The following is a 667-nucleotide window of genomic DNA, read 5'->3' as shown; positions in this document are numbered from 1 at the left end:
TCGACGCGGTGCAGGTGCGGGTCCACGGTCACCAGCCAGTCGAACGACTCCTCCAGGAACTGCGCGAACAACGGCGTACTGACCGCTTCACCGCGATGGAACCGGGTGTCCTGGCGCATGTATCCCAGATAAGGTGCGATCAGGCCCACCGAGCGCGCCCCGAATTCGCGCGCCGTCCGGGCGGCGAAGCGCAACGGGAGGGCCAAGGCATCGGCGTTGCGCAGGCTGGCCAGGATCGCAACATCGGCGCCGGCCAGCGCGTCGTCCAGGGTGACCAGCGACTCGCCATCGGGAAAGTGCCGCCAGGCCACGGGTGCAATGCGCGCCTGCAGGGGCTGGTTGATGGTGCCGCCTAATACTGCATCGGCCGGGAACGGCATCAGCACACGGGTCATGGGGCCTCTCCCAGGACAAAGGGTTGCAACGTGACGGCGTGCTCCAGGGCATAGGCCAGTTCTCCGCGCGACTCCGCATGCAGGGTCAGCAAGGGCTGTCCGCGCTCGACCGTATCGCCGACCCGCAGACCGGTTTCCAGGCCGGCGGTGGGGGATGTCGGTGCGCCGGCCAGCTTGGCCAGCTTGGCCAGCTTGCGGTTGTCGATCTCAAAGATGCGTCCCGATGTGGCTGCCGGCACGTCGGCGGTAAACGCCGCCCGTGGCGGTTCGCG

General features: G+C 68.2%; 1 protein-coding gene and 1 pseudogene. Both read right to left on the bottom strand.

Annotation, left to right across the window (positions count from 1 at the left end; genetic code table 11):
* Positions 1 to 395, bottom strand: a 395-nt coding sequence (locus tag OC373_RS18755; protein WP_261998282.1) for a ribose-phosphate pyrophosphokinase-like domain-containing protein, incomplete at its 3' end; no start/stop codon positions are given.
* Positions 392 to 667: pseudogene (locus OC373_RS18750) on the bottom strand (thymidine phosphorylase); the annotation flags it as partial. The pseudogene OC373_RS18750 and the gene OC373_RS18755, both read right to left, overlap by 4 nt.

Source organism: Stenotrophomonas sp. Ste96, from assembly GCF_024519495.1.
Lineage (GTDB): Bacteria > Pseudomonadota > Gammaproteobacteria > Xanthomonadales > Xanthomonadaceae > Stenotrophomonas > Stenotrophomonas bentonitica_A.
This window is presented reverse-complemented; position numbering and strand designations above follow the sequence as displayed.